Annotated in this window: 18 protein-coding genes; 7 read left to right on the top strand and 11 right to left on the bottom strand. The window is 64.2% G+C overall.

The genetic code is table 11. The features are described from left to right. The first annotated feature begins 15 nt into the window (after positions 1-15). Positions 16-1,053, top strand: coding sequence for an NAD(P)/FAD-dependent oxidoreductase (locus BLR34_RS11380; protein WP_092703100.1), 1,038 nt, complete (start codon positions 16-18; stop codon positions 1,051-1,053). Here the strand turns inward: BLR34_RS11380 and BLR34_RS11375 are convergent, their stop codons facing one another. From BLR34_RS11375 to BLR34_RS11365, 3 genes are read right to left on the bottom strand one after another with little or no spacing between them, the layout of a single operon-like run. Beyond that, positions 1,054-1,479, bottom strand: coding sequence for a universal stress protein (locus BLR34_RS11375; RefSeq protein ID WP_092703098.1), 426 nt, complete (start codon positions 1,477-1,479; stop codon positions 1,054-1,056). Between the two features lie 55 nt (positions 1,480-1,534). Then, complete coding sequence (locus BLR34_RS11370; RefSeq protein WP_092703096.1) at positions 1,535-1,948, bottom strand: GIY-YIG nuclease family protein; 414 nt, start codon at positions 1,946-1,948, stop codon at positions 1,535-1,537. A 34-nt stretch (positions 1,949-1,982) separates the two neighbouring features. Continuing rightward, positions 1,983-2,444: a TIGR00725 family protein gene (locus BLR34_RS11365; RefSeq protein ID WP_092703094.1), complete on the bottom strand. Its 462-nt coding sequence runs from the start codon at positions 2,442-2,444 to the stop codon at positions 1,983-1,985. A 123-nt stretch (positions 2,445-2,567) separates the two neighbouring features. Between BLR34_RS11365 and BLR34_RS11360 the strand changes: the two genes are divergently transcribed. The 4 genes from BLR34_RS11360 to BLR34_RS11350 all read left to right on the top strand — a co-directional run bounded on the left by BLR34_RS11360 (position 2,568) and on the right by BLR34_RS11350 (position 8,214). After that, positions 2,568-7,025 (top strand): BGTF surface domain-containing protein, encoded by a 4,458-nt coding sequence (locus BLR34_RS11360; RefSeq protein ID WP_092703093.1) that lies wholly within the window; start codon positions 2,568-2,570, stop codon positions 7,023-7,025. A gap of 119 nt (positions 7,026-7,144) precedes the next feature. Further along, positions 7,145-7,318: a DUF5786 family protein gene (locus tag BLR34_RS17030; protein WP_176765307.1), complete on the top strand. Its 174-nt coding sequence runs from the start codon at positions 7,145-7,147 to the stop codon at positions 7,316-7,318. 84 nt (positions 7,319-7,402) lie between these two features. Next, positions 7,403-7,705 carry a UPF0175 family protein gene (locus tag BLR34_RS11355; protein ID WP_092703091.1) on the top strand — a complete coding sequence of 101 codons (303 nt, stop codon included), beginning with the start codon at positions 7,403-7,405 and terminating at the stop codon, positions 7,703-7,705. Between the two features lie 2 nt (positions 7,706-7,707). After that, positions 7,708-8,214, top strand: a complete 507-nt coding sequence (locus tag BLR34_RS11350) for a PIN domain-containing protein (protein WP_092703089.1) — start codon at positions 7,708-7,710, stop codon at positions 8,212-8,214. Positions 8,215-8,244: 30 nt separating this feature from the next. Here the strand turns inward: BLR34_RS11350 and BLR34_RS11345 are convergent, their stop codons facing one another. The 3 genes from BLR34_RS11345 to BLR34_RS11335 all read right to left on the bottom strand — a co-directional run bounded on the left by BLR34_RS11345 (position 8,245) and on the right by BLR34_RS11335 (position 12,802). Continuing rightward, a complete protein-coding gene (locus BLR34_RS11345; protein WP_092703087.1) occupies positions 8,245-8,787 on the bottom strand; it encodes a hypothetical protein in 543 nt (180 codons plus the stop codon). Between the two features lie 159 nt (positions 8,788-8,946). Beyond that, a complete protein-coding gene (gene aspS, locus BLR34_RS11340) occupies positions 8,947-10,251 on the bottom strand; it encodes an aspartate--tRNA(Asn) ligase (protein ID WP_092703085.1) in 1,305 nt (434 codons plus the stop codon). 70 nt (positions 10,252-10,321) lie between these two features. Then, on the bottom strand, positions 10,322-12,802 hold the full coding sequence (locus BLR34_RS11335; protein ID WP_092703181.1) for a DNA topoisomerase I: 2,481 nt from the start codon (positions 12,800-12,802) through the stop codon (positions 10,322-10,324). A 212-nt stretch (positions 12,803-13,014) separates the two neighbouring features. Between BLR34_RS11335 and BLR34_RS11330 the strand changes: the two genes are divergently transcribed. Continuing rightward, complete coding sequence (locus BLR34_RS11330; protein ID WP_092703083.1) at positions 13,015-14,679, top strand: sensor histidine kinase; 1,665 nt, start codon at positions 13,015-13,017, stop codon at positions 14,677-14,679. On the opposite strand, the gene BLR34_RS11325 is transcribed toward BLR34_RS11330, so the two are convergent. Then, complete coding sequence (locus BLR34_RS11325; RefSeq protein WP_092703081.1) at positions 14,680-15,300, bottom strand: DUF309 domain-containing protein; 621 nt, start codon at positions 15,298-15,300, stop codon at positions 14,680-14,682. It lies immediately after the preceding gene. Between the two features lie 147 nt (positions 15,301-15,447). On the opposite strand from BLR34_RS11325, the gene BLR34_RS11320 reads away from it, so the two are divergent. Further along, the gene (locus tag BLR34_RS11320; RefSeq protein ID WP_092703080.1) at positions 15,448-16,824 is read left to right on the top strand and encodes an FG-GAP repeat protein; all 1,377 of its coding nucleotides are present in this window, start codon (positions 15,448-15,450) and stop codon (positions 16,822-16,824) included. An 18-nt stretch (positions 16,825-16,842) separates the two neighbouring features. Here the strand turns inward: BLR34_RS11320 and BLR34_RS11315 are convergent, their stop codons facing one another. The 4 genes from BLR34_RS11315 to BLR34_RS11300 are packed head-to-tail and all read right to left on the bottom strand — an operon-like array spanning position 16,843 to position 19,524. Beyond that, entirely contained in the window at positions 16,843-17,130 is a 288-nt protein-coding gene (locus BLR34_RS11315; RefSeq protein WP_092703078.1) for a transcriptional regulator, read from the bottom strand. Positions 17,131-17,132: 2 nt separating this feature from the next. Next, a complete protein-coding gene (locus tag BLR34_RS11310) occupies positions 17,133-17,753 on the bottom strand; it encodes a hypothetical protein (RefSeq protein WP_092703076.1) in 621 nt (206 codons plus the stop codon). Continuing rightward, the gene (locus BLR34_RS11305; RefSeq protein ID WP_218120881.1) at positions 17,750-18,619 is read right to left on the bottom strand and encodes an ABC transporter ATP-binding protein; all 870 of its coding nucleotides are present in this window, start codon (positions 18,617-18,619) and stop codon (positions 17,750-17,752) included. Before BLR34_RS11305 ends, BLR34_RS11310 begins: the two co-directional genes overlap by 4 nt. Positions 18,620-18,621: 2 nt before the next feature. Further along, on the bottom strand, positions 18,622-19,524 hold the full coding sequence (locus tag BLR34_RS11300) for an ABC transporter permease (protein WP_092703072.1): 903 nt from the start codon (positions 19,522-19,524) through the stop codon (positions 18,622-18,624). Positions 19,525-19,639: the final 115 nt, after the last annotated feature.

Genomic DNA, 19,639 nt, shown 5'->3' with positions numbered 1-19,639 from the left:
TCCAAGTGCGAGATGATGACTGCTATCGGCATCGTCGGCGCCGGCGCTGGGAGCGCCGCGGCGGCGTTCGTCCTCGACGAGGCGCTTCCAGACGCCGACGTAACAGTGCTCGAAAAGTCGGGTGGCCTCTGTGGCCGCGCGGCCACCCGTCGCCACGAGGGGGTGACCTACGATTACGGCGCGAACTACGTCAAAGACGACGACGAGCGCGTCGTGGAGTTGCTGACCGAACAGCTCGACACCGAGGGACTGGTCGACATCCCCGAGCCCATTTACACCTTCGATGAGGACGGAACCGTCGCACCCGGCCGGGACGCCGACGACAGGAAGTGGACCTACCGGCAGGGACTCACCCAGATAGCCAAACGGCTGTTCGGCCGGACGGACGCCACCGTTCACCGACGTACGCGGGTCGAGTCGCTCCGGCGCGAGGCCGGCACCTGGACGGCGGTCGGCACCGACGGGACCGAGTGGGGACCGTTCGACGTGCTCGTGATGAATCCGCCAGCCCCACAGACCGCCGCGTTGCTCCGGGAGGCCGACTGGGACTCCTCGGCTCGGGAGGCCCTCGTCGCGGCCGTCGAGGCCGTCGAGTACCGCAGTATCTGGACCGCCGTCCTCCGCTACGAGTTCGAACTCGACGTTCCCTACTACGGGCTCGTCAACCCCGGCAAAGACCACGACGTGGGCTGGATTTCCCGCGAGGAGTGCAAGGCCGGCCACGTCCCCGACGGCGAGTCACTGCTAGTCGTCCAGGCGAGTGGGCCGTGGTCGACGGCCCACTACGACGACGACCCCGCGGAGAACGTGGCAAAACTGGCAGACTACGCGGCCGACATCGTCGGCGACGAGCGACTGCGGTCGCCGACCTGGAGCGACCACCAGGGATGGCGATACGCGCTTCCCGAAGAGGGTGTCGAGACAGGGCCACTCGACTCGGCACAGCGAGAGGGGCTGTACTGTCTGGGCGACTGGGTCGCCGGCGAGGCCCGCGTCCACGCGGCGCTGGCGAACGGTCTCGATGTCGGCGAGCGAATCGTCAACGCCCAGTAGTCACTCTTCGTCGCGGACGACAGTCACGGTGACAGGCGAGCGCCGGACGATTGCCTCGGCAGAGTTGCCGAGGAAGATGCGGCTGGCTCCCTCGCGGCCGTGATTGCCGACGACGATGTGGTCGATATCGTGTTCCTCGGCGTAGTCGACGACCTCGTGAGCCGGGTCGCCGACGCTCACCTCAGTGGTGTACTCGACGTCTCTGTCGGCGAGCAGGTCGGTCACCTCGTCGATGAAGTCCGCTTCGACCTCCTCGCGCTGGTCTTTCAGCGCCTTCTGAATCATGTTGACTGTCGCATCGAGCGACCCGCTCGCGGCCTCGACAGTGTGCAGGAGGACCAGGTCCTCCTCGGGGTGTTCGCTGACTGCGTACTCGACTGCGGCCTGTGCCGGGTCCGAGCCGTCGTAGGCGATGAGGACGGTCATACGTCGCCTTCGACGGCCGGGGTAGTAAACAGCACCGTTCGAGCGGGCCACGGTATCAGGTAGACTGCGTGTCGTGTGCGGCCTCGACTGTCGCGTGGAGTGTGTCGCGGTCCGGGCTGTAGAACAGATGCGAGTCACAGCCACAGTCCGAACAGCCAAACGCAGGCACCGGCTCGCCGTCGAGAGCGCCGGCTATCGCACACTCGGCGTCGACGCCCGCCGTTCGGACGACCGACGCCAGCGTCGCCTCGTCGTGCCCGAGCAGATAGTCGATATGCCAGTGTCGCACGTCGCGCTCGCCGGCGGCGAGTTCGCGGTGGCGGTCAACCCGGCTGAAGCCGCCGCTGCCGAGCGCGCTCCCGACGTAGGCGTACCAGCCCGCCTCGAAGTCGTGGACTCCAAGTGCGCCGACCTCGATGGTCGCAGTCTCGGCCACCGCGACGAGTAGCGTGTACGTCCCTCCGGTCATAGGCGACGCTACTGGCCCGGTCCGTATCAGCGTTTCAGTGTCCTCCGTCGAGGGCCTCAATAACGGAGTCGACTGCCTGTGCAGGGGTGTCTACGTAGTCGATTCCAGAGATACCCTCGACCCGCGGGGAGTCGAGCGCCGCCACGGGTCGACCGTAGTCAACCGCCAGCGCGAGTTCCGAGAGCGTGCCGGTGTTGCCGTCGACAGCGATGGCGGCGTCGCCGTTCAACACGACAAGCGCGTTCCGGGCGTTTCCCATTCCGGTTGCGATGGCCGTCTCGACGTGTGCGTTCGCCGTGGTGTGGTCCTCGCCGGGCAGGATGCCGATAGTGTGTCCGCCGGCCGCACAGGCACCGCGACAGACAGCCTCCATGACGCCAGATAGGCCGCCACAGACGACCTCGTGGCCGGCCTCGCCGAGCAGTCTGCCGACCGTTCGGGCCTGTTCGTACTGTGTGTCAGTGGCCGTCGAGCCGCCGATAACGCTGATTCGCATATCTTCTCTTTGGCCGTCGTCACTACAGCGTTTCCCCGCGTGTTGTTGTCAATGTTGAGAATACAGCCACAGTGTTAATACGCGTACCCGACGAAGACTGGGCAGACAACCCTCCATACCCGTATGACACCGACCATTCGCGCTATCGCGGCGTTCGCGCTCGCCCTGACGACAGTCCTCGTCTTCGCCGGGAGCGCACCCGCCCTCGCAGACAGCGAAGCCGACTTCACGGTCACGATGAACACGAGCGATGCCGTCGACGGCAACAGCGACCTCGCTGTCGACGTGACCGTGACAAACGAGGGCAACGCCAGCGACGAGCAGGAGATAACACTCACGGACGGAAACGGTAACACCCTGAACTCGACGACAGTCGCGCTCGACGCCGGGAACTCGACAACAGTGACGCTGACCTGGGAGAACGTCCCGGTTCCTGAGGCGAGTCCTGCCCCCGACTACGAGCGTACTATCACGCCGAAAGTGAGCAGCGCCAACGACGCCGACTCGACGGTCGTCACAGTCCGGTGGTCGTATTTCGCAATCGAGAGCCTCGAGCCGACCAGCAAGACAATCGTCAGCGGCAACTCGTTCAACCTCAGCACGACTGTCCGGAACGTCGGCACGCTCGACGGAACAGAAGACGTGACACTACTCGTCGACGGCACGACGTACGCGAGTAAAAGCGGCGTCACAATCCCCGCCGAGGGCTCGACAGACCTCGCCTTCTCGAACGTCCAGCCGGGTTTGAGCCCCGGGACCTACAGCTACACCGTCAAAACGCCCGAGGAAACCGTTAGCGGGACGCTCACGGTACTGAAGGCGGCACAGTTCACTGTCACGGCACTCGATGCCGTCCGCCGGAACGGGACAGTGACCGTCGATACAACAGTCCGTAACGACGAGTCGATTGCGGCCCAACAGCCTGTCGTCTTCGACGTCGACGGCCAGGAAATCGACCGACAGAACGTCTCGCTTGCACCGGGAGAGACGACCGACCTGACGTTTACATACGACCCCGAGTCGGTCCCGCTGACCGCGCGTGTCCAGACCGAACTCGACTCAGATTCGATGCAGGTCGGGACTGTCGAGGTCAGCTCGATTGCGGGGAGCTACGCCGACGAGACTGTCACCGTCACCACTGTCATCACAAACCAGGACCCGGCAGGCACCGACCAGACCGTCGCCTTCGAAGTCGACGGCGAGCAAGTCGAGACACAGGAGGTGTTCCTGTCGCCGAACAGCCAGGCAGAGCTGACGTTCACCTACGACCCCGAGTCACTCCCGGTCAACGTGACGGCGCTGACTGACATCGACGCGGCGTCGATTAACGTCCCGAACGCGACACTCGAAGCCGGTCCGACGGTCGAAGGCGTCTCGCCCGACCGGCTCGATGTCGACGACAGCGTAAACGTCACCTACACCGCCGCGGGGGTAAACCTGAAGGAGGCGCGGCTTCGTGTCACAGGCCCCAGCGGCGCGACCGTGCTCGACAGGGCTGTCGACCCCGGCAAGAAAGAGGAGTACACCATCGACCAGGACGCGCTGGCGGCCTACAGAGAGGGGCAGTACGACGTGACGCTCTTTGTCGAAGACGAGTTCGGCGGCACCGATACGGACACGCTCGAAGACGCCTTCGCGGCCACCGCAGTCATCGAGGAGGGACCGTCAATCGACAAGGTTACCCCCGAGTTCGTCGATGTCGACGAGACGCTGTTTATCGATTACACGGCCGTCGGGACGAACATCCAGAGCGTAACACTGCAGTATCAGGGTCCGAACGGCAACACCGTCCTCGAACAGACGGTCCCGCAGGGGACAGACCAGCGGCTGGAAGTCGACCCGTCCAGTACCGACGCACTCGCCGGCGGGACACACAGCCTGAAACTCGTGATGACCGACGTGTTCGGCAACGTCGAGACGACGCGTGTCGAAGGCGCATTCGAGGTTGGAACCGAGTACAACCCCGAGAACGCCAACTTCGAGGGGACTGCGAGTTCGGTGGGAGACGGTGACTACGTCGGAACTGCCGGCGATTTCGTCACGGTCAGTGTCTCGGTCAACGAACTCGACGAGGCGTACATCATCGTCGGCGGCGACCGGTCGGCCAACGGCGAGCAGACCTCGGCACCGTTCGATATTCTCCACGTCAGCGGGTCGGCGACGTTTACTATCAATACGCGGCTCGTCGGCACAGACCGGCCGTCCGACGAGGTCTATATCCCAACCAGCGGTGACGTGACCAGCTACGCCCACGACCTCGGCCCCGATACCGAGCCACCGGACTCCTCTGTGTTCAGCGACTTGCTGTTCCAAAACGAAGACCGCGAGCAGATTGCGACGACGCTGTCGGGCTACCGGGACGCCGTCAACGCCGGCACACAGATACGGCCGCTCCAGCCGGGCAGCAACATCAGCATGGTTATCGGCGGCGGAGACTCCCTCGTCGTCACAGAGGAAGGGTTCCCGGACGCCCGATACCCGCTCGACCGTGGGACGCTCACCCTGACACGACCCTCCCTGGAGAACGTGACGACCTACCGTCTGCCCCCGGGGAACGCGGACGAGCAGTCGGTCGATTTCGAGTCCGGCAGTGCCCAAGACCTACAGCCCGGTGGGATGGAAGGGCTCGCAAGCAGGGGTATAGAGGGCGGGACGCTCACGAACGGCGACCGACTGCTCATCGAGGCCGAAGCGACTGGCATGTACGGGGCGTTGCTCGACGCGCTCGGTTCGGGCCGCTTTGGCTCGGGCGGGGAGCTCATCAAACCCCGTGAGTTCAAGAAGTTGCTCGACCGTCCGGAGGGGATAGAGCTCGAACTCGTCCACAAGAATCCGGGACGAAACAGGGCGGAAACGTCGGTCGACCTGTTCGATGCGTCGCTAGATGACGTGAGCATCGGTCTCGTCCCGGGATACGAGAACCCGCTCCAGATGGAGCGGTTCTACGTGCTCGTGGATACGCGTGTACTCGAGCCATTCGACCCACAGCCGGAGGGAGGCGACAAGTACGAGGTGCGGATGACGTACGTCCGTCCGCCAGACGAGCGATACAGGTTCGGACGCACCGAAGGAGATACGCTCCCGGACCCGTTTGCGCCGTCGTATCAGGGGCGACACGCAAACTACTACCCCTACCTCACGCCGGGAGAGGCGAACGTGACGCGCACGTCGACGTTCGATATCGAAGACCGGTTTTTGCGATACGACCGAACGACACAGGACGGACGACTGGTGGTCCCCAACGCCACCGCGACGATTTCCGGAGAGACAAATCTCTTCCCGGGAGGGCCACGTCCGGTCGAGATGGTCATCGACATCAGAGAGTCGTCGCGGCGAGTCGAGATTTCGGACATCAGCGTCGCGAGTGACGGGACGTTCTCCGTCCAGACGGACCTGTCGATGCTAGAGGCGGGCGCAGACGTCTCGATTCAGTTCTGGGCGGCCGACCAGAAACTCGACGAGCGAGAGCTTGCAGTCGTCGACCGCGGTAACGTGGGCGGTGAGTTCCAAATCGAGAGTCTGATGACCGATTCGGTGGTAACGACCAACGGAACCGTCGCACAGATGTCGACAGTTGTCGTCAACACCGGTGTCCTCACCGATAACAAGACAGTCGAGTTACTCCTCGACGGCGATGTCGTCGCGAGGGAGTCGCTGTCGCTGGTCCCCGGCGAGAGCAAGCGACTGCATTTCGAGGAGGCGATGGACAGCATCGGTCCCGGCGAGTACACCCTCGAAGTCCAGACTCCGGACGACACGGAGGGACGAGTGCTCGTCGTCGAGGAGGCCGAGACGACCGTCGAGGTGACAGATATCACTGCAACACCGACGGTCGGCAACGGCACCGCAGGTCTTGCCTTCGAGACGACTGTCCGGAATACGGGTACTATCAACGGCACCGAGACTGTCGAGTTACTCCGTGACGGGGAGGTCATCGGCGAGCGCACGCCGCGCCTGCTGGCCGGCCAAGACGTGACCTACACCTTCGCTGACGAACTCGTGGGGCTGGGGCCGGGGAACTACACGCTTACGGTCCGAACACCCGACGACCAACGGACCGTCGAGGTACGTATCGAGGAACCCGCCGCGGTGTTCGACCTCCGGCGTGTCAACGTGACCACGACAGTCGAGCAGGGCGCCACAATCAGCCCGACTGCCGTCGTCAACAACACGGGAACGGTCGCCGGAGACGGCCCGGTGACGCTTGCCGTCGACGGCACAGAAGTCGACAACGTCTCGGTGTCCCTGCCGCCGGGAGGGAACGAGACGGTGCAGTTCGGGACGGCTATCGACAGCGAGCCGGGAACCTACACCCTCCGCATCCAGACGCCAGACGACACGGTGACCCGGGAGTTGGTCGTCGAAGCCGGTGCCAACAACGAGACCCAGGCAGACGGCGGCCAAACAGACGAAGACGACGACACGGAGAGCCAGGACCGTGACGATGAACCACCGGACGACGACAGTGAAGGGGAAAGCGAGGGAAGCAGTCCCGCCGTCTTCGTCGGCTCCCGGCGGGCCGCGCTCGTCGGTGGGACTGCTGTTGTTGCGGGCGTTCACGTCCTCGGCTACTGGGTGTAACGCCGACTGTTCATGGTATCCATCCGATACGTGTACCCCGTCGGCCGTATCATGTCATTCGGTACCAAATAACCGTTACATTGATAACTTATACCACCTAAGAGTGTGTGTGGTATACGATGTCAATGGGAGCATATGACAACGAGGAGCACGAGCGTCGTGAGCGCATGAGCAGTGAGGTAGATGCCAGCTTCGACGACGAGCGCAACGAGTACCGCGGTAGCGTCGAGTACGAGAGTGGAGAGTCCACGGAGCAGCTCCTCGACCAGTTCGAAGAGATGCAGTCCGAGTAGCGGTCTCGTCTTCTGCCGGTCGAATCAAGCCGACAGCGACGCTTCCCGCATCTTCAAGTGGAATATGTCGGAATAAGCCAGTACATGCCGACAGTAAGCGTCCGGATTGGCGACGACGAGAAGGCGGAGCTGGACGAAGTCGCCGCGTTGCTCGAACAGGACAGGAGCACGACTATGCGGCAGGCGCTTCGTGAAGGTATCGAAACCCTCCGTACCAGGCACGCCGTCGAGCGCTACCAGAGCGACGACGTGTCGGTCAACCAGGCCGCGCGGCTGGCGGGCGTCTCGATTGCCGAGTGGCTCGAAATCGCCCACGACCGCGGGCTCACGACCCAACTCGACGAGACAGAGCTGTCCTTCGACGCAGAGCGCGCCCGGGAGCTGTGACCATGCGCGTCTACGTCGACGCGACGCCGCTGTACGACCTCGGACAGGTCGGCGACCTCGACCTGCTCGGCGTCGTCGACGGCGACCTCGCTGTCCCCCAGGCGGTCGTCGACCAGGTGACAGTCGAGCCCGCCGCGACGAATCTCGACCGGTTTCTCGCCGAGCACGCGGTCGACACGACACCCCCAGCCGAGGAGTATCTCGACGACGCCGCCAATCTGCTCGATGCGAACAGAGGGACGAGCGACGTACATCTGGTCGCCGGCCTGCTGGCGTCCCGAGACCGCGGCGAAAAGCGCGCGCTCGTCTCTGATGACCGCCGGCTCCGGGCCGTCGCGGACGGCCTCGGGGCGACCGTCACCGGCACCTTCGGTATCGTCGTCCGCGCGTCACTGGAGGACAAGTACTTCTCGACGACACAGGCAAAGCGGGTCATCCGCCGGACCGACCACCACGGCCTCCAGATGACCGGTCGCCTGCGAGAGCGTGCCATTGGTGAAGTGGACTAGCAGGTTTATTCTGTCGACACGAAGACGACATCAAGTAGTGAGTCGGACGAGCGCAAAACAGGCAATCCAGTCCCCGTCGGCTTCGGGGTCGGGAACACCGAGTTCTGCGGCGTACACGCCAGGGTCGAGCGCTGGCTCGGTTCGGACCGAGTCGACTGTTTCCATGAACGACCACGAGTGTGTCGACTCTGGTGGAACGGTCACGTGACCGTTGCCGGAGCGTTCCTGGTCGAGAGCGGTCCACGAGGAGTCGGGATTGTGCCAGAGTCGCCAACTGTGCGGGTTGAACGAGAGCGCCGTCGCGGACTGGTTGTGCAGGGTCACCGTTATCTCCTCTGTCGGAGTTCCAGCGTCGAGAGTGGCTGCTGACGGCGACGGGTCGAGGTACACCGTCTCCGTCTCGACGGTGTGCGAGCAGACAGAACTCGCGCGGTCGGTCTCGGCCGGTGGACACGACTGTGGCGGAATCTCGGGCGGCTCGTCCGCATCAGTAGCCCCCGTGTCGTCGAGACATCCGGCCAGTGCGACGGTCGACCCACCTCCCAAGCAAGCGAGGAACGTACGACGGTTCATATTGGCAACGACGGGTGACACTCAAAAAGAACAGACGAACGGTCAAACCGCCGTTTGACCGTCAGAATGTCGGACAGCAAAACCGCCGGCGGTCCACGATGAGAGCCGCTGGCGGTCTCGCGGGAACACCGCCACTCCGCTCGACAGGGACGGTTTCGCCTACGGACTCAGCCGTTGCCTGTCTCGCGGGAACAGCACGGCCTCGCGGATGTTGTCCAGTCCGAGCATCGTCATCACGAGGCGCTCGCCGCCGAGTCCCCAGCCGGCGTGGGGTGGCATACCATATCGGAACATCTTCGTGTAGTACTCGAAGGCCTCGGGGTCGAGTCCCTGCTGTTCGAAGCCGGCGACGAGGTGTTCGTAGCGGTGTTCACGCTGGCCGCCCGAGACGAGCTCCATCGAGGGGTGCATCAGGTCGAAGCCGGTCGAGAGCTGCTCGTCGTCCTCTTTGTCCTTGATGTAGAAGGGCTTGATTTCGCTTGGCCACTCGGTGATGAAGTAGTGCTGTCCCATCTCCTCGCCGAGCGCGCGCTCGCCCTCGGTCGGCAGGTCGTCGCCCCAGACGAGCTGTTCGTCGAGTTCGCCCGTGGCGTTGATGCGCTCGATTGCCTCCTCGTAGCTCAGGCGCGGGAAGCTCTCCTCGGGCACCTCGAAGGTTTCGGCCAGCCCGAGCGTCTCAAGCTCCGTGGCGCAGTTCTCGGCGACGCCCTCGTAGGCCGCGCGAACGACCGTCTCGCAGGCGTCCATGGCGTCGGACTCGTCGAAGAAGGCCGACTCGAAGTCGATGGAGGTCGCCTCGTTGAGGTGTCGCGGCGTGTTGTGTTCCTCGGCGCGGAAGATGGGGCCGATTTCGAAGACCCGCTCCAGCCCGGAGCCGACCATCAGCTGTTTGAACAGCTGTGGGCTCTGGTTCATGAACGCCTCCTGTCCGAAGTAGGTAATCGGGAACAGCTCGGTGCCGCCTTCGGTTCCCGTGGCGACGATTTTCGGCGTGTTAATCTCCGTACAGCCAAGCCCGCGGAACGCCTCGCGCACCGAGCGCAGCAACTCTGCGCGAATCTCGAAGATGGCTTTGACCTCGTCTTTCCGGAGGTCGAGCGTGCGGTTGTCCAGCCGGGTCGGGAGTTCGGCGTCGACCTTTCCGGAGGGGTCGAGGGGCAGTTCGGGGTCGGCTTCGGCGACGACCTCGACGCTCTCGGGGACGATTTCGACGCCCGTCGGGGCGCGTTCTTCTTCCTCGACTGCACCGGCCACCCTGATGACGCTTTCGCGGTGGACACCCAGCCCGGTCTCGACGAGGTCGTCGTCCATCTCGTCTTTCTCGAATTTGACCTGAATCTTCCCGGTCGTGTCTCGGAGAATGAGGAATGCGATGCCACCGAGGTCTCGAATCTCGTGGACCCACCCGGCGACGGTCGCCTCGTCGCCCGGCTCGGCGTCTGCCGTGTACGTGCGTTCGTCCATACTCTTCGTTCAAAGTGCCGTTACTTAAGAACAGTCTTTCACTGTTGGGGTGTGCTGTCGGTGACGAGACCTAGCCGGCAAGCTCAGCCTGCCACTCGCGGACCGTCTCGGCGGTGACGCCCTGGGTCCGCTGGGCGAGGTCGTCGGGGTCGACATCTGTGAGGTCTTCCGGCGAATCGACGCCGGCGTCGGCGAGTTTCTCGGCGGTCGCCGGGCCGACGCCGTTCAGGTCTTCGAGGTCGTCGATTGCCTGGCGGGCCTGGTACTCCTGGTAGTTACAGACCGGACACCCAAGCTCCCAGGGCTCGTCGCCGTCCTGGACCACGAGTTCGGGGAGGTCGTGCTCCTCGCAGTACTCGTCGGTGATTTCGATGTCGCCCCGGCGGGGCAGGGGCAGCGAGTACTCACAATCCGGATAGCGGGTACAGCCCGCGAGCCGCGAGCCAGAGCGGAGCTGTTTGATGGCGAGTTCGCCGTCGTGTTCCCCTCCACACTCGGGACAGGCTCCAAGGATGCGGTCCTCGCTCTCGTCGGCCTCGGCGGCGGCACACCGGGGACAGCCGTGGACGAACGTGTCCCGGCCCGCGAGCATCTTCACGTGGTTGGTGTCGTGGTCCTCACAGTGCTCCTCGAGCACGAGCGGCTCGCCGGTGCTTGGCAGCGGCAGCGTGAACCGACAGTCAGGGAAGCCGTCACAGCCGACGAAATACGACCCCTGACGGCTGCGCCGGACCAGCAGTTCGTCGCCACACTCCGGACACGGTCCCAGCCGACGGTCGGCCTTGAGCGACTCCTGGAGGTGGTCGCCGATTTCCTCCTGTGACTCGCGCAGTTCCGCGAACACCCGCCGGAGCATCTCTCTCGACTCCTCGGTCACTTCCTCGTAGGTCGCCTCGCCCTCGGCGATAGCGGTCATGTCGCGTTCGAGCTGGGCGGTCATCTCCTCGCTGACGACGAGGTCGGCAAACGCCTCGGCGGCGTCGACGACTGCCTCGGCCAGTTTCGTCGGCTGGGGCGGGTCGTCCTCGATGTACCCCCGGTCGTAGAGTTTCTCGATGATGTGGTGACGGGTCGCCTTCGTCCCGATACCCATCTTCTCCATCTGCTTGATGAGCCGAGACTGGCCGTACCGCCGGGGCGGTTGGGTCTCTTTCTCGGCGAGGTCGACATCCGCGATAGCGAGCGTTTCCCCCTCTTCGAGGTCCGGAACGACGTTTTCGCTGGCGCTACTGTACGGATAGACCGCGTGATACCCCTCCTCGACGAGACGTTTGCCGTTTGCCTTGAGCGTGTGCCCGTCGGCCTCGGCGACGACGCGGAGATGCTCCCAGGTCGCGGCCTCTGCCACCGTGGCGAAAAACCGCCGGACGATGAGTTCGTAGACGTTCCACTCGTCCTCCTCAAGGTCGCCCCACGCCGGCAACTCGCCGGTCGGATGAATCGGCGGGTGGTCTGTGGTCTCCTCGTCGCCTTCGGTCGGTTCGATGTCCTCCAGAGCGAGCAGCGACTCCGCGTCGTCGCCGAACTCGTCGGTCCCGACAAACGAATCGAGCAACGCTTCGGGGTCGAGGTCGTCCGGGTAGACCGTGTTGTCGGTCCGCGGGTAGGTGACATAGCCGGCCGTATAGAGGTCCTCCGCGATGGACATCGCCCGCTGTGCGGAGTATCCCAGCGAACCCGCAGCGCTGATGAAAGCCGTCGTATTGAACGGGTCGGGTGGCGAGTCCGTCCGTGTTCGACGGGAAACACTGGTGACGGTCGCGGTATCGGCGCTCTCGACTGTCTCGTTGACGGTCGTCGCGACTTCCTCGTCCCAGACCCGTTCGGCCTCGCTGCCGTCGTCGTCGTAGAAATACTGTGCCTCGAAGGTATCGCCGTCTTTGGTCAGGTCGGCGAACAGCTCCCAGTACGTTTCGGGGTCGAAGGCCTCGATTTCGCGCTCGCGGTCGACGATGAGCTTCAGCGTCGGCGACTGGACCCGGCCGACAGAGATGAAGTCGTTGCCGAGCTGGCGAGCGGAAAGCGAGAGAAACCGGGTGAGTGCGGCCCCCCAGATGAGGTCGATGACCTGCCGGGCCTCGCCGGCGGCCGCGAGGTCGAAATCCAGGTCGTCGGGGTTGTCGAACGCCTCGTGGACCTCGCGGTCGGTAATCGAGGAGAACCGGACGCGCTCGATTGGGCCGTCGAACACCTCGCGAACGAGTTCGTATGCCTCTTTCCCGATGAGTTCGCCCTCGCGGTCGTAGTCAGTCGCGATGACGACCTCGTCGGCCTCGGCGGCCAGCTCCGACAGCGTGCGGACGATGTTCTCCTGTGTCGGCTCGGTGACCACCTCGGCGTCGATGAGTTCGACCGGCTCGACGTCCCGCCAGTTCTCGTACTCTGGCGGGAAATCCAGCCCGACGACGTGACCAGAGAGGCCGACGACACGGGTGCCGCCCCAGCGATACACGTTCACGCCGTTTCGCCTCTCGGCGTCGGCAGTTCCGTCGCTCAGAATGTCCGCGATTCGGCGCGCAGCGTTGTCTTTCTCGGTGATAATAACTCTCACGGGGGCCACCTCGTTATCGGTGTTAGGCCGGGTTGCCTCCTAAAGACTTTCGAGAAACCACCTGACAGTATCACAGGCATATCACGGCGCGACGACCGCCGGCTGTCGACAACTCAGCTAGAATGTCGATGGAATGGTACGTGATAATACCTTTATGGGCTTCCTGACTAGATAGCCTGTACGGCGCCGCAAACAGACTGGTGGTACGATAGATGGAGCGAAACGAGCAGGCCGAATCAGAGCGTGTCGACTCACAGCTCGACAGCGAGCGCCTCGAACAGCTTCACCGAGCAACCACGGCCCTGTATGCGTCCGACAGCATCGAGGAAAGTGCCTGCCAAACGGTATCGACGGCGACCGAGATTCTGGGGTTCGACGGCTGTCTCATCGCCAAGGCAGACCGCGAGAGCGAGATGTTCGAGGTGGTCGCCGTCGAGCGGGCCGACGACCTCGAACCCGGTGACAGGCCACTCGGTATCGACGAGGGAATCGTGGGAGCGGCGTTCTCCGCAGACGAATCTCGCATCGACAACGACATTACAGAGATGAGAGAGGCGGCACAGAACGATGGGCAAGTCAAGAGCGTGCTCACAGTTCCAGTCGGCGGCTGGGGGGCGTTCCAGGCAATCGGCGAACAGACGGGGGCTTTCGACCAGGAAGACCGCAGGCTGGTCGAGTTACTCGTTGCGCCGCTGGCGACGACAATCGAGCGCATTCAACGAGAGACCACACTCGAACAGCGGACCGCAGCGCTCGAACGGCAAAACGAGCAGATAGAGGCCGTCCACGCCGTTTCGACGGCAATGAAACTCACCACCGAGAAAGACGATATCTACGACCTGTTCGTCGAAACCGTCGAGCAAGTCCTCGACATCGCTATCTGTACGCTCGACGAGCGGGTGGGTGATGTACTGAAGACGCGGGCAGTCGGCTCGACGATGAACCTCGAAGATTTCTATACGGAGACGCCACTGGACCAGTCGGGGAGTCTCGCAGTCGAGTCCTACGACCGGGGCGAGACCGTCGTCGTCGACGACCTGAACCAGACCAAGTACCGGGCGGCGAGTTCCGACTATCAGTCGGTTATCAGTGTGCCACTCGGGAAGTGGGGGATATTCCAGGCGGCAACACGGGAGCGAGACGCCTTCGACGAGACCGACCGCCAGATTATCGAGTTACTCGCCGACTCGGCCGAAGCCGCAATCGAGCGAATAGAGCGCCAGAAAGAGCTACAGCGCCGGGCGCGCAAGCTCGAGGCACAAAACGAGCGGCTCGACCAGTTCGCCAGCCGACTGAGCCACGAGATGCGAAACCCGCTGAGTGTCCTCGAAGCGCGGCTCTCGCTCGCCAGAGACACCGGCGACGCAGAGCATTTCGAACACATGGAACGGTCGATTCAGCGGATGAGCCGTCTCATCGACGACACACTCGCGCTGGCGCGTGAGGGGAGCGCCGAGGTCATGGTCGAACCCGTCAGGCTGGACCGCCTCGTGACCGAGTGCTGGCAACACATCCGAACGCCGAACACGGAACTCGTCGTCGACACAGAGGCGACGGTGCGTGCCGACACCGACCGCCTCCACCAGCTACTCGCGAATCTCCTTCGCAACGCTGTCGAGCACACCGGCAACGGCGTCACCGTCACCGTTGGCTCCTTCGAGGAGGGGTTTTTCATCGAGGACGACGGCTCCGGCATCCCGCCCAGCGACCGCGAGGCCGTCCTCACGAGCGGGACAACCAACCTCGCACACGGGACCGGTCTCGGACTCGCAGTCGTCAGGCGGGTGGTCGAAGACCACGGCTGGTCGCTTCTTGTCACCGAGAGCGAGAGCGGCGGCGCACGGTTCGAAATCCGCGATGTCGCCGTCGACACCTGACTACGCGTCGAACAGTCCAGCGACGTCGTCTGCACGCTGTGCCCGCTTTTGTGTGTGTTCCGAGAGTCGCTGAGCGATGATGGGGCGCTGTGTGGGTGTTCTCGTGAAATCGAACAACAGCGTCACGAACGGGCTGGCCGTCTGTCCGTCGTCGAGGTCCGCCCGCGCGAACGTGGCCGCCTGCTCGATGACTCCCGTGTCGTAGTCGTGTTCCTCGGCAAGGACTTCGGCGGCGACTGTCGTCGGCTCGAAGGCCAGGTCTGCAAGCGCGATAGCGTCTCCGTCGATGGTCAGTGCCGGCGGCTGGCCGCGCTCTATGCGTTCGGGGTCCGTTGCGAGGGCGGCGAGAAAGCGTCTCGCGTCGGCCACGTCGAGCCCGCGGTAGGTTGCCGGAACAGCCCCGAGATAGTCGCGGGCACTGCTCGCCAGCCCGGTTGCTCCGCTCCAGTTGCGAGTACGGGCGTGGTGGACAGCAGCGGTGAACTGGATGAGCCCGTGGAGGAACTGCTCGTCGTCGGTCCCCTGTTCGAGGTCGAGCCAGTGGTCCTCCCAGGCGTCGTGGGCCGCGTGGTACTGGCCGGCGTTGTAGACCGCGACGCCGGCGCGCAGGTGCGACTCCATGCGCCACCCTTCGGGTTCAAGCCTCTAAATCCCTCCGTGAGTCAGTGCGTGGCGGTCTCGTCACCCGGTGTGACCGCACGACGACGAAGCCGTCGTTCCTGTGAACGAATGCGGTAAGGGTTTCAGCGGTCATCTCGAGTCGCCGGTATGCAGCGGACTCGACGACAGTTGCTCGCAACAGCCGGCACAATCTCGATTGCTTCGCTCGCTGGATGTCGCGACGACGACGAGACCGAGGCCAACGGTGAGACCGGCGTCGACGGCGAGGACACGGCGAAGACAGCGAACGGCACTGACGACGGTGACGGGCCGACGTTGGTCCAGCCGTTACAACAGCAGGCAAAGCTCAGCCCCGACGACGAGGAGGAAGATTTCTTCGGCCACGAGGTCGCCGTGTCTGCGGACGGGACGACTGCTGTCGTCGGAGCGGTCGGCGACGATACCGGAGACGGGAGCGACGCTGGCTCGCTGTCTGTGTTCTCGCGCGACGAGGGCGGCTGGCAACAGCAGGCCAGGCTCGTCGCCGGCGACGGTGAGGAGAATGACGAACTCGGCGACGCCGTTTCACTATCGGCAGACGGCACGAGTGTCGTCGCTGGAGCCACTGGAAGCGACCGCAACGGGCAGAACGCGGGAGCGGCCTACGTGTTCACACAGACAGAGGAGGGGTGGGAACGACAGACCGCACTCGTTCCCGACGACGGCGACGAAAACGACCGGTTCGGCGCGTCGGCTGCGGTTTCGAACGACGGGACGACAGCCGTCGTCGGTGCCAGCCTGGACGACGACCCGAACGGCACGGAAGGCGGCTCAGCGTATGTGTTCTCGCGTGTCGATGGTAGCTGGCAACAGCAGGCGAGACTCGCCCCAGCCGACGGCGACACAGCGGAGAACTTCGGCAGGTCAGTCGCACTCTCGGGCGATGGCAAAAACGCGGTAGTCGGCTGTCCCGGCGACGGCAGCCAGGAGTCCCCGCTACGCGGGTCAGCGTACGTGTTCGCGCGGGCTGACGGTGAGTGGCAACAGCAGACCGCGCTTCTCGCCGACGACGGCGACACGGGCGACGAACTAGGTTACAGCGTCGCGGTATCGGGTGACGGCACGACCGCCGTCGTCGGAGCCCGCCGCGAGGAAGAGCCAAACGGCCAGAACGCAGGCGCTGCCTACGTGTTCACACGAGGCGGAGACGACTGGCAACAGCAGACAAAACTCACCGCCAGCAACGGTGAGCCGGGCGATTTCTTCGGTGGGGCAGTGACCGTCTCCGACGGCGGAGAGACCGCTGTCGTCGGTGCCACGCTCGGCAGCGACGTGCGCGGCGTGACCGGCGCGGCGTTCCTGTTCTCGCGGGTCGGTGAGAGCTGGCAACAGCAGGCCGCACTCTCGCCCGCCGAGGGCAACGCCAGCGACGCATTCGGCGAGGCTGTTGCGGTCTCGGCCGACAGCGAAACGGCCGTCGTCGGGGCACCAGGGCGGAACGTGCCATCGGGCGAGCCAGCGGGCTCAGTGTACGTGTTCGCCTGAATCAGTCACAGAGAGGGTTCAGCCGTCGAGACCGTCGATGAGTGTCTCCAGAGTTTCGACGTGGTCCTCGAACAGTTCGTTCCCCTCGTCGGTGAGCTCGTATGTCGTCTGTGGTTTCCGGTCGACGAACTCCTTTTCGACCACGACGGCTCTCTCGGACTCCATCGTCTGGAGGTGACTGGACAGGTTCCCCTCGGTCACGTCGAGAGCGGTGACGAGTTCGGTAAACGGCGAGCGGCCGTGGCGGTAGAGATACGCGAATATTTGCAGTCGCGTCGGCTGGTGGACGAGCTTGTCGAACTCCATGCTTACTTGAGTACGAGATAGGACACGCCGGCGTGAACCGCATAGATGACGCCGAAGGTCGCGTACCCCCACGTCTCCAGAGCGTCGACGTTTGGCATCACCGCTGCGAGCGCCAACATCCACATGCCGCCGACGTAGAAGGCCCACCGGTCGCGTCGTCGGATGTAGTAGGCCCGCAGTGCCTCACCGACGACGAGATACGCGACGCCGATGAGTCCGACGATGAGGCTAAACAGCAGAATCTGGGCGGCCTCGGCCGATAGCGTGTCGAGCGCCGGGTCGAGCGTGAACAGAAAGACCACGTACAGCCCAAATACCGACAGCCAGAGCACACCGAGTCTGGGTTTCGCGTCGGGGTTCGTAGCCTCGACGTCGTCTGTTTTCCACCACTGATAGAGCCAGGCCCCGCCCAGCGGCACCCACCACGCGACGGCGTGTAGCGAGCCCGACAGCTCACGGAGCGCGATGAGCTGTGAGGCAGTCGAAGCGAGCAAGACCGCAACCCCGAAAACCAGCCAGAGCTGGAACTGGCCGGGATAGCGTTCTTGGAGGCCCATCGCGTCCTTTATCTGGGCCACCTCCTCCCGGAGCAGTTCGGGGTCGATTTCGGTGTCCCCGCTCATCGTGTGCCCCTGAGATGGACGTAGTAATTGAACATATCGGTGTAGGTCGGCTCTCGGACCTGGACGGCGGTTCCCTCGTCACCGGTCACCCGTTCGGGGTCGACGCCCTCGCGCAGGAAGCCACGGCGGTGAATCTCGCCCTCGAACAGCCGACCGTCTCGGACGGCGTCGGCGATGTCTGCCGGCCCCTCGGCGAGCACCACAGGCGGCACCGCCGCCAGTAACGCCTCGGGCGAGTCGACAGCAGTGACACCATCGTCGGTGACGACGGCGATAGTGTCCGCGAGTTCGGCGTCGGCGGGCAAGTGACTGGAGACCAGAATCGTCTCGCCGGCCTCGCGGCGGTCGGCGAGCAGCGAGTGGAGTTGCTCGACGGTGGTCATATCGAGGGCCGCGGTCGGCTCGTCGAGCAGATACAGCGACACGTCGACGCTCAGCGAGATGGCGAGTTCGAGCTTTCGTTTCATTCCGCCCGAGTAGTCGCCCACCTCCATCTCCAGGGCCTCGGTCTCGAAGTCGAGGGTCTCCAGAATCGCCTCGACCTCGTCGGTCGAGTGGGGATGGAGGTCCCGGAAAAAGGCGACGTTCTCGCGGCCGGTCAGTTCGTCGACGAGCATCGCGTCCTGGAGCATGAAACTCAGCGACTCGGCGGCCGCGCCCGGCGAGGCACCGAAGACGGTGACCTCGCCGTCGTCGGGATGTAACCCGCCCGCGATACACGACAGCAGGATGGTCTTCCCGACGCCGTTTGGTCCCATGAGAAGCGTAATCTCGCCGTCGGGCACGTCGAGGTCGACGCCGGCGAGCACGTCGCCGTTCCCGAAATCTTTCCGGAGTCCGCGGACGCTGACAGCTGGGGTCGTCACGGTCACTCACCCCCCTCGCCGCTGTAGACGGCTCTGTCCATCAGATACGCGGCGGCACCGCCGAACACGAGCGCCCACGTCGTAAGCAGCGCGACGAACCCGAGGCCCACCGGAAGCGCCGGCGGCGTGAGTCCGGCCTGTTCGACGCCCGCAGGTGTCGTCGCGGGAATCTCGGTCAGATGCCAGGTCTGGAGACGTGTCGCCAGCGAGTTCGGCGCGACGTTGACGAGCCAGTGACTCTCCTCGGGGAGCAGCGCCGGCGACGTGCCGTTGTAGCCGGTGAGGAAGAAACTGACCAGCAAAATAGCGTTCGTGATGCCGACGACCAGTTCGGAGTCCTCGACCAGTCGGGTCACCAGTACCGCGACGGAGACCCCGACGAGCGAGAACAGAAGAAAGGAGCCGACGACGACCGGAATCGACCCCGGTCCCCGGAGCGTGTAGGCGGCCCCGTCGACCAGGCCAACGAGTAACACCAGCACGTACGCGACGGCCGCGACCGCGACGCCAGCGAGATACCGCCCCGCGAAATCCGCGCTGGGGGCGACCGGCAGCGACCGGAGTTTCCGGTACCGTTTCGCCGTCAGGTCGGCGCTGAGTCCACCCGCAAAGGCGACCAGCGTCACCGTGAGGACACCAAAGAGGCCGAGCGAGACCGCCGTCGACCCCTTCACGTCCGCGAGCGTCGCCGCCCCGCCGACCTCCTCGGCGTCGGGGAGAAAGACGAGACTCGTCAGGAAATACCAGAAGGCGGGGAAGCCAAATCCCCAGATAATCGTCGCTTTCGTGCGCAGCATCGCGCGAAGGTTCCGGAGCGCGAACGCCTTCGTCTGTGTGACCCACTGACCTGCCGTCGGACCGTCTCCAAGTGCTTCTGTCTGCCCGTGTTCTGAATTCGATGCCATGTATTGGTGTTTGCTACGTCCATTTGCGCTAACAAATACTTTGCCACCGAGTTTACATAGTAATACAAAGTGCTGTATTTTACAAACCACAAGACAGAGCCGTATCGGCAGAGAA

Origin of the sequence: Halovenus aranensis (assembly GCF_900100385.1) — an archaeon.
Taxonomy (GTDB): domain Archaea; phylum Halobacteriota; class Halobacteria; order Halobacteriales; family Haloarculaceae; genus Halovenus; species Halovenus aranensis.
This window is presented reverse-complemented; position numbering and strand designations above follow the sequence as displayed.

Excerpts from the sequence above, each read along its gene's own strand:
- BLR34_RS11320 (WP_092703080.1), top strand. The coding sequence starts at position 15,448 with ATGCAGCGGACTCGACGACAGTTGCTCGCAACAGCCGGCACAATCTCG.
- BLR34_RS11365 (WP_092703094.1), bottom strand. The coding sequence starts at position 2,444 with ATGCGAATCAGCGTTATCGGCGGCTCGACGGCCACTGACACACAGTAC.
- BLR34_RS11345 (WP_092703087.1), bottom strand. The coding sequence starts at position 8,787 with ATGAACCGTCGTACGTTCCTCGCTTGCTTGGGAGGTGGGTCGACCGTC.
- BLR34_RS11310 (WP_092703076.1), bottom strand. The coding sequence starts at position 17,753 with ATGAGCGGGGACACCGAAATCGACCCCGAACTGCTCCGGGAGGAGGTG.
- BLR34_RS11360 (WP_092703093.1), top strand. The coding sequence starts at position 2,568 with ATGACACCGACCATTCGCGCTATCGCGGCGTTCGCGCTCGCCCTGACG.
- BLR34_RS11325 (WP_092703081.1), bottom strand. The coding sequence starts at position 15,300 with ATGGAGTCGCACCTGCGCGCCGGCGTCGCGGTCTACAACGCCGGCCAG.
- BLR34_RS11355 (WP_092703091.1), top strand. The coding sequence starts at position 7,403 with ATGCCGACAGTAAGCGTCCGGATTGGCGACGACGAGAAGGCGGAGCTG.
- BLR34_RS11315 (WP_092703078.1), bottom strand. The coding sequence starts at position 17,130 with ATGGAGTTCGACAAGCTCGTCCACCAGCCGACGCGACTGCAAATATTC.
- BLR34_RS11300 (WP_092703072.1), bottom strand. The coding sequence starts at position 19,524 with ATGGCATCGAATTCAGAACACGGGCAGACAGAAGCACTTGGAGACGGT.
- BLR34_RS11375 (WP_092703098.1), bottom strand. The coding sequence starts at position 1,479 with ATGACCGTCCTCATCGCCTACGACGGCTCGGACCCGGCACAGGCCGCA.
- BLR34_RS11370 (WP_092703096.1), bottom strand. The coding sequence starts at position 1,948 with ATGACCGGAGGGACGTACACGCTACTCGTCGCGGTGGCCGAGACTGCG.
- BLR34_RS11330 (WP_092703083.1), top strand. The coding sequence starts at position 13,015 with ATGGAGCGAAACGAGCAGGCCGAATCAGAGCGTGTCGACTCACAGCTC.
- aspS (WP_092703085.1), bottom strand. The coding sequence starts at position 10,251 with ATGGACGAACGCACGTACACGGCAGACGCCGAGCCGGGCGACGAGGCG.
- BLR34_RS17030 (WP_176765307.1), top strand. The coding sequence starts at position 7,145 with ATGTCAATGGGAGCATATGACAACGAGGAGCACGAGCGTCGTGAGCGC.
- BLR34_RS11350 (WP_092703089.1), top strand. The coding sequence starts at position 7,708 with ATGCGCGTCTACGTCGACGCGACGCCGCTGTACGACCTCGGACAGGTC.
- BLR34_RS11380 (WP_092703100.1), top strand. The coding sequence starts at position 16 with ATGACTGCTATCGGCATCGTCGGCGCCGGCGCTGGGAGCGCCGCGGCG.